The sequence below is a fragment of the Coleofasciculus sp. genome (assembly GCF_046539235.1).
Taxonomy (GTDB): domain Bacteria; phylum Cyanobacteriota; class Cyanobacteriia; order Cyanobacteriales; family Coleofasciculaceae; genus Coleofasciculus.
In genome coordinates, this window is record NZ_JBKHHI010000299.1 from 1 (window position 1) to 8372 (window position 8372).

Annotated in this window: 7 protein-coding genes; 3 read left to right on the forward strand and 4 right to left on the reverse strand. The window is 44.9% G+C overall.

Features of this window, described 5'->3' with window-relative positions; translation table 11 throughout:
* Positions 1 to 2946 (reverse strand): GAF domain-containing sensor histidine kinase (locus ACLFWI_RS21875; RefSeq protein WP_446414668.1); only part of this gene is annotated, 2946 nt, incomplete at its 3' end.
* Positions 2947 to 3488: 542 nt separating this feature from the next.
* On the opposite strand from ACLFWI_RS21875, the gene ACLFWI_RS21880 reads away from it, so the two are divergent.
* On the forward strand, positions 3489 to 4373 hold the full coding sequence (locus ACLFWI_RS21880) for an alpha/beta fold hydrolase (protein ID WP_446414669.1): 885 nt from the start codon (positions 3489 to 3491) through the stop codon (positions 4371 to 4373).
* 161 nt (positions 4374 to 4534) lie between these two features.
* Here the strand turns inward: ACLFWI_RS21880 and ACLFWI_RS21885 are convergent, their stop codons facing one another.
* Entirely contained in the window at positions 4535 to 5002 is a 468-nt protein-coding gene (locus ACLFWI_RS21885) for a CYTH domain-containing protein (protein WP_446414670.1), read from the reverse strand.
* Positions 5003 to 5069: 67 nt separating this feature from the next.
* On the opposite strand from ACLFWI_RS21885, the gene ACLFWI_RS21890 reads away from it, so the two are divergent.
* Positions 5070 to 5318 carry a DUF4160 domain-containing protein gene (locus ACLFWI_RS21890; RefSeq protein ID WP_446414671.1) on the forward strand — a complete coding sequence of 83 codons (249 nt, stop codon included), beginning with the start codon at positions 5070 to 5072 and terminating at the stop codon, positions 5316 to 5318.
* Positions 5319 to 5330: 12 nt separating this feature from the next.
* Complete coding sequence (locus ACLFWI_RS21895; protein ID WP_446414672.1) at positions 5331 to 5627, forward strand: DUF2442 domain-containing protein; 297 nt, start codon at positions 5331 to 5333, stop codon at positions 5625 to 5627.
* Positions 5628 to 5685: 58 nt separating this feature from the next.
* Here the strand turns inward: ACLFWI_RS21895 and ACLFWI_RS21900 are convergent, their stop codons facing one another.
* Both ACLFWI_RS21900 and murQ read right to left on the reverse strand, forming a co-directional pair.
* On the reverse strand, positions 5686 to 7221 hold the full coding sequence (locus tag ACLFWI_RS21900) for a site-2 protease family protein (protein WP_446414673.1): 1536 nt from the start codon (positions 7219 to 7221) through the stop codon (positions 5686 to 5688).
* A 177-nt stretch (positions 7222 to 7398) separates the two neighbouring features.
* Complete coding sequence (gene murQ, locus ACLFWI_RS21905; RefSeq protein ID WP_446414674.1) at positions 7399 to 8322, reverse strand: N-acetylmuramic acid 6-phosphate etherase; 924 nt, start codon at positions 8320 to 8322, stop codon at positions 7399 to 7401.
* Positions 8323 to 8372 lie beyond the last annotated feature (50 nt).

An 8372-nucleotide genomic window follows, 5' to 3' on the forward strand; every position in this document is an offset into this window, starting at 1 on the left:
TGGAATTTTTACAATAAATTCGGTGCCTTGTCCCGGAGTCGAAATGCAACAAATGTGCCCTTGGTGTTTTTCGACGACAATCTGATGGCTAATCGATAATCCTAACCCTGTACCACTACCGACAGGCTTGGTGGTGAAAAATGGGTCAAATATTTTTGGCTTAATATCTTCATTGATACCAGAGCCATTGTCGGCAATTCGGATAATAATAAAGTCGCTTGTCGGTTGTCCATCATCCGTGGTTGGTTGTTTGCTCCCAGTATCGACTTCAGTAGAGATAGTAATTATTCGTGGTGATGATTTGTTCTCCAAAGCATCGATCGCATTATTCAGGATATTCATAAATACCTGATTTAACTGACTGGCATAACAGGTGACTAATGGGAGTTGATCATAGTGTTTAATTACCTGAATCCCTTGGATATTACCCGCTGCCTTGAATCGATGCTGTAAAATTAAAAGGGTATTATCAATACCTTCATGAATATCAACTTTCTTGATTTCTTTTTCATCCAAGCGGGAAAAGTTTCTTAACGAGAGAACAATGGCACGGATGCGATCGGTGCCAATTTGCATGGATTTGAGCAAATTTTGCCAATCATCGAGCAGAAAGTCTAGATCAATTTCTTCAATCAGTTGTTGAAGTTCTGCTGTGGGAGTGGGATAGGTCTTTTGATAAGTGTGAATCAGACGAACTAAATCTTGAACATATTCCTTAGCAGGAGTCAAATTACCATAAATAAAACTAACCGGATTGTTAATTTCATGTGCCACACCTGCCACCATTTGTCCTAGACTGGACATTTTTTCGCTATGAACCAATTGGGCTTGGGTGCGTTTGAGTTGATTTAAAGTGAGTTTCAGATCTAGGGCTTGTTCCTGAGTCTTCTGTAATAATTGCGCTTGCTGTACGGCGACGCCAAACTGGGTGGCTATTTGCACCACGACACTGATTTCCGATTTTCGCCAAGCACGAGGACTGGAATTTTGATAGGTGGCGAGTAATCCCCAAAGTTTTTTACCACAAAATATGGGAGCAATAATGTAGGCTCGGGCTTGAAATTGTTCAAGTAGTTCTATATAACAGTCCGTAAATCCAGCGTTATAAATATCTTCGACGACTCGATAACTTGCACCTTGGCTGTAAGCACCGCCTTGCGTTTCTTTTAGATAGGTATCCTGTAGCGAGTTATCGGATTGATGATTGGTAATGTTAGGGTTTGGACAAGAACAAGAATAAGGCGGGTAAAGTTGGGGATGGAAACTTGAAATCGAGAGGTTTTCTGCGCCATCCAAGCTTTTGATAGTACAATTTTCTGATTCTAGGGCATCGGCTTTGAGATCCGGGTTATTTTGCTGTTCAATGGTTAACGTTACCCAACCCTCCGCCACAGACTCAGCGACAAACTCGCCACTCCAATCTGGATTGAACCGATAGATGGCGACGCGATCGCAGTTCAAGACATGGCGCAATTCTTCTGTTGTCGCTGTGAATATCTTGTCAATATCTAGGGTTTGACGCATCCGTTGCAAAACTGTCGCGATCGCCCTCTCCCGCACCGCACTCTCCCGTAAGGCTTCCTCTGTCCGTTTGCGTTCAATTGCTGTGGCAATGATATTGGCAATCGCTTGCACAAAGTAAATATCATCGTCGGTGAATTGGCGTTTTTGGGTGGTATGAACCGCTAATACGCCAAAGGGTTGATTTTGACCGGGAATTCTCGTACTCATCCCACTGACAACCCCATGATCCTGGAGTAAAGGTGAACCCTGAAACCGTGTCTCTGTGGGTAAGTCTGTGACAATAATCGGTTCCCAACAGACTAAACTACAACCGAATTGAGATTCTTTTCCAGCACTCACTGTAGCTTGACCCACTAATCCCGCTTGCCAACCGAATCCGGCTAAAAGAAGCAATTCCTCACCATTGGGTAAACGTTGCAGAATTTGGCAATACTCTACATTCAACGTTTGGGCAACCAGAGTAACAGTCCACTCCATTAAAACGGATAAATCTGCCTCAATTAATGCCTCTTGACCCAGTTGTGCGATCGCGGCGTCTTGGCTTTGGCGAATTCGCCGCGCTGCTTCGGCTTGTTTGCGTGGGGTAATATCGGTCACCCGTACCAGATGCATTGGCTGACCTGCCACATCAATTTGCCGAATGGCTAAGTTACCCCAAAATAAGTTACCTTTTTTACTGACATATTCTAACTCTTGCTGCCAAAAGCCGTAGCGCTTAACCTGATTGGCGATAGAACGCAGTTCTCCGGTCGTAAACCTTTTTTTTTGCAGAAGATGTCCCTCGGTTTTGATTAATTCTTGCTTACTTTGGGCTTCAAAGAGTTCCACAGCACGGCGATTGCAATCGGAAATTACCAGAGTTTTTGCATTGACCAGAAAAATGGCATCAGCCGATTCATTAAATATCGATTCAAATAAGTCCTTAGCACGAGCATTTTCTTGGGGTTTATTAGACAAAATTGAGGTGGAGTTAATTAGCCAGCGTGTGATCAAAATGACTAGCCCTGTCGTGGTTACGAATAGTCCTAGATATAAAATAATCGTTGTGCGCGTGTTAATAGTGTTCTGGTGGAAAAATTTGCTAATTCTAGCAAAATTTAAATGCCTATAAGAATTGTCGATAAACTTTATGAGGTTGGGATTGCCTCGATAGGGCTGTATCCTTTGTCGATTGGGTAAATAGATCGGACTGAGATAAGGAGTCGCTGATTCAATAGCGAGGGATGGCTGAACGCGATCGCTAATTTCGTGAGCTAGTTGAGAAGCCACCTCATTGACGGCTTGTCCATTGATGAACGTCAAATATCCCACTGACCCTACCATTGCTGCTATTGGCACAACAAAGAGGATAATCAGGATGGTTGCCAGGGACATTTGCCTCAACTCCTGGGCAATCAGGTGGTATATTGTTTTAATACACATAGGAGGTACATAGATAATCAAAACCCTATTTCAGACTAACATTTCCTAGAGTGTCAGTTCGTATTCAGGATTGCTGTAGCCATTAGCACTAGACAGGCTAACAGAGTAAGTAGGTGGGGACAATTAAAAGTAACGGTGGGGATTGTCATTCGTCATACTCGCTTCCCTTGAGAAGCAAGCTACGTCTTATGTAATGGTTTGAGGTCGGTTGGCAAAATTCAATCTATTTAAGTTTATTTCCACCAACCTACTTATTTGAATCCAAGGTATTTTAGTAAACCATTTTAATTTTATCCTCGACAAATTTGAAATTTTACTTTTATGATAGTTATTGCAATCGCCATAGCTGTTAGGATACATCCGCACCATTGTAGAGACGTCATGCAACGTTTCTACTTGGACATAAATTTTGTCAACTGATTTAAGTGAAGGTTGCTTCTACCGATGAATGCCAAATTGAACAAGACTTGATATAATCTCTAATATTTGTTCTCAAACCCGCCCATTGAGCCTAGCGTTGGGTCGAAACTCACTTTCACCTCATGTTTGCCAATTTCCTTCCCGCCCAAATCCAGCAGCTTACTGAGTCTACCTCAATTGCCCTTGCCCAGGCGATCGCACGCCAAGATATTCTCACACCCCTGAGTCCCCAACCCATTGCCACAACTTATGTCCACCAGGGAAAAGGCGGAACACCCATCCTGTTACTACATGGCTTTGATAGTTCCATCTTTGAATTCCGCCGCCTGTTTCCCAAATTAGCTGAACACCAGGAAACATGGGCGGTAGATTTATTGGGATTTGGCTTTACGGATCGGATATCTGGGATCAAATTTAACGCCAGCGCGATCACCACTCATCTTTATTATTTCTGGAAAACCCAAATAGAAGTCCCAGTAATTCTGGTTGGGGCGTCGATGGGAGGGGCGGCGGCGATTGATTTCACCTTAACCTATCCCCAAGCCGTGAAAAAGCTGGTATTGCTGGATAGTGCAGGTTTCACCAGTCCCCCGCCCATTGGCAAATTCCTGTTTCCACCCTTTGATAATTGGGCGGTTGAGTTTCTGCGGCGTCCCCAGGTGCGGGAAAATATTAGTAAGAACGCCTATTGTGATCCCAGATTTGTTTCTGTTGATGCTTTACTTTGTGCTGCGCTTCATCTAGAAATGCCGGGATGGCATCAGGCATTAATTTCATTTACTAAAAGTGGTGGATATCCGCCATTTGGTCAAAAACTGAGCAAACTTCAGCAATCGACGTTGATTTTATGGGGAAAAGATGACCGAATTTTGGGAACAAAATATGCTCATAAGTTTGAAGCGGCTATTCCTAATTCTCAACTAATATGGATTGACGACTGTGGTCATGTCCCGCACCTGGAAAAGCCGGAAATAACGGCAGAATACATACAGCAGTTTGGTGAGTAATATAGCAACCGGCATAGTAGGGGCTTGGTTACCAGGTCCCTACATTTTTATTAGGGGTGAGAAAGCCGGACATCATATAAATTTATGGGTGAGGTAGGGCGGGTTTTGTTGTTAAGTTATGGGTGAATATGCGAATTGAGTTCCTAAACCCGCCCCTACATTTATGACCACTGACTAAATGGATGCCGGACTAAATTAGCATTATAATATTTAGGATCTCCGGTCACTTCTTGACCAATCCAATCCGGTAACTCTAAATCTTGATTTTCATCAGTCAGTTCGACTTCGGCAAAAAGCAATCCTTCATTTTCACCAATAAACTCATCCACTTCCCAGACCAAACCCTTACACTCTATCCTATAGCGCGTTTTTTCAATCAAAGGGCGATCGCACAATGTCTCTAGCATCTCTTGAGCATCTGATCCGGGGATAGGATACTCGTACTCGACTCTAGAAAAATTCTCTGTTTTCCCTTTAATGGTCAAATAGCCCTGATTTCCCACTAGACGCACCCGAACCGTCGTCAGGTTTTGGGTAGAAATATAACCTTGACGATAGAGCATTCCTTGACCAAGGGTGCGCCATTGATCGCCTTTCACTAAAAATTTTCGTTCAATTTCGATTGCCATGGCTGCAATGTTACCTCGCAGGCTTTGATAAAATTAGGGTAAGTCAATAGTTGTGATTGAATAAATTATGCCAGAGATTGCCCGATTCTACGGAATTGTGATTAAGGTGTTTTTTGGGGACCACCCTCCGCCTCATTTTCATGCAATCTATGGTGAGTACAATGCCTTAGTGAGCATTGAATCATTGGAAATCATTGAAGGAGATTTACCAAGTCGCGCTCAGAAATTAGTTCTAGAGTGGGCAAATTTATACCAGCAAGATCTTTTACAGATGTGGAAGACTCAAGAGTTTCGTAAACTACCTCCTTTAAAGTAAACTAAAACTCGTATGAATTACCCAAAAATTTGCCAAGCAAAAGCCATTAACGATCACACATTGCTGATTGAATTCACCAATCAAGAATTCAAGAAATATGATATTATTAATCTTTTAGAAAATCCCCAGTTTGCTCCACTTCGTCAACCTGCATTTTTCAAGAACTTTAAGGTTGAGCAAGGGGGCTACGGGATTGTGTGGAATGAAGATATCGATCTGAGTGAGTATGAGCTTTGGAAAAATGGCATAGCGGTAGCAGAAGGCGAACTCCAGAGCATGGGTGTTTCGCCATTGCACTCCTGTCAATAAATCAAACCATGATAAACAATACCAAATCCAGATTGACTACCCCCCCTGCATCCCTACCTTAGCTACCAATACCCAAACGCACCGCCAACGCGGGCGTGAAGGGAATCAATGTTGCCACCATTAAAAACAGCGCCACTAAGCCTAAAATGGCTCTCGTATCATCCGGTTCGGTAATTTCATTGAGACTAGGACGCTCCAAAGAACGCTGCAAAAACAAAATGATAATTGCCCAATACAAAATCAATGGATTAGAGGGATTCGCTAATGCCACAATTCCCAAGATAACCAACGTCGCAATCGTCGTGCGGCGAGCCGTTTTGCGTCCATAGATAGCTTGAACAACGCGCCCTCCATCTAACTGTCCGGCTGGCATTAAATTCAACGCGCTAATCACTAACCCCAACCAACCCATAATCGTTAAGGGGTGAACGTCAACAAGGGGTGCTTGCAGAGAAGTCCCCAAAATAATCCGGGCTAATCCACCAACCAAAACCGAACCTTGGAAAAATTGAGCCGGAACCTGAAAGGTACTGCCTTGATCAGACAAAACCAAGCCCAACAGCAGTAGGAAAACAGACGCAATCCCACCCGCCGCCGGTCCAGCTAAGGCAATGTCAAATAAAGCTTTACGGTTAGGAACCAATGATTCAAAGCGGGTAATCGCCCCAAAGGAACCGATTTGTAAACTGGGAATAAAAAATGGGAAACTCAGGCGAACCTGATGACGCCGCGCTGCCCACAAATGACCGAGTTCGTGAACTGCCAAAACTGTGCAAATCCCCAAACCTAAGGGTAAGGTTTCCTTCACCCGTTCAGGTGCAGTAAACAAATCAAAATTGTGCAAAAATCCAGCCGCTTCTAAGCTAGTCACAATGGTAGCCACCAGCAACACCCCCGCCAAAATTTTCTGGGGAATCGTGAGCGGTTGGGGATCATTGCTACTGGGTAGAACAATCACCACGGGTTTCCCTTCGGGATCTTCAACTAAAAAGAGTCGGTAGCGGTTATCCAACCGTTGTTCTAAACTGGCAGATAAATGGGAATGCACCGCCTCAGGCTCACCGCCACGCAAATTCCCCTTAAATATCACCCCTTCCTGGTAGGGAATGGTTTCTGTGGCAAAGAATGTATCGATACCAAAAATTCCCTGGATAGTCTTCAGATCTTCTGGCGAAATGGGTATAACTTCAGTTCCTGCAGGACTACTACTCTCTGGTGATGGAGTGGTTGCTGAGGTGTCTTCTGGCGGCGACACATTTTGACTGTCGTTGGCATCAGATTTCTCATGGAGTAACTGGTTGGCACGTTTCTGCAAGACGGCATCTTGACCTTCTTGCCGCAACCGTTTACCTAGGAAAATATAGAACCCGGTTGAAACCACCAATAAAAATAAGATACCAACAATATTCAGGTAAATTCCGGCAGCCAATAGGACAAAAAATATCAGCCAGGGAACCGTCAACACGAGAGACTGCAACCAAGCGAGGATGCCGAGTCTACCGTAAGTTCTGGCACGCCTATATCCCCAACCGATGACACCAAGGGCGACAAGGAGAAGTAAAACTGTTGCAGTCGTCTCTGATCCGTTGAACATGTTTAATCAAACTTGTAGCAGCAAAAGCCAATAGTTCTACTGTAGCTGATTGACATCTCCACTCCTTAAAAGGCTTTCATCCACTGGTTAAACATGCCCTCTTGCCGAAGTGAAGGGACACAGTGGCTCTCAGCCGTGGTTTTGGTAGGGAAGCTGCGGAAAGTCGCTGTTGATGAATCAATCACCGCTGTTCTGGTAACTGAGTAAGGCTTGTCTGAGATTTCCTTGCTGTTGACTCAACAGGCGATCGCAGACTGGGGCATCTTCTCCTGTCCAGTGCATCAGCAGTGCCAGTTTCACCCGGCGTCCGCTGCGTTCGAGTAGAAATCCGGCTTCGTCTCGACTCAGGTCAGTCAGGTCTTGTAGAATTCGTAAGGCACGGTCATGGAGTTTTTTATTGGTGACGGCGACATCAACCATGCGATTGCCGTAAACTTTACCCAGTTGCACCATTACACCTGTAGACAGGATATTCAATGCCATTTTGGTCACGGTTCCAGCTTTTAAGCGGGTTGAACCCGCGAGAATTTCTGGACCAACAAGTAAGCGAATATCTAGATCCACCTCATAATTGACTTGTTCGGCGGGGACACAGGCGAGCAAAATCGTCGTAGCGCCGCGTTGTCGTGCGGCTTGCAGCGCCCCGCGTACATAGGGTGTTGTCCCACCTGCGGTAATGCCCACCACGACATCCAATTCCGTCACCTGACGGTGCGCGATCGCTTCGATGCCATCTTCTTCCCTATCTTCCAAGTTTTCTGAACTTCGGATTAACGCCCCGGCGCCGCCAGCGATAACGCCTTGTACCAGTTCGGGAGGTGTACAAAAGGTGGGAGGACATTCAGCCGCATCCAATACTCCTAAGCGTCCGCTAGTCCCTGCACCGACATAAAAGAGACGTCCTCCTTGTTTCAGGGCTTTTGCCGTGCGATCAATGGCTTGTGCTAGTTGAGTTCTCACGGCGGCGATCGCACGAATCGTTTTCTCATCCTCGCGATTAAACAAATCCACTAACTCTAGCGAGGTGAGCTGGTCGAGATTTTGACTTTGAGGGTTTACCTGTTCCGTTAGCAGATAACCTCGTTCCTCCAACTTTTTCATCGCTTTACTCGTGAGACTCCGGGTTCAGCGAAGCAACCCGGAGAGGGATA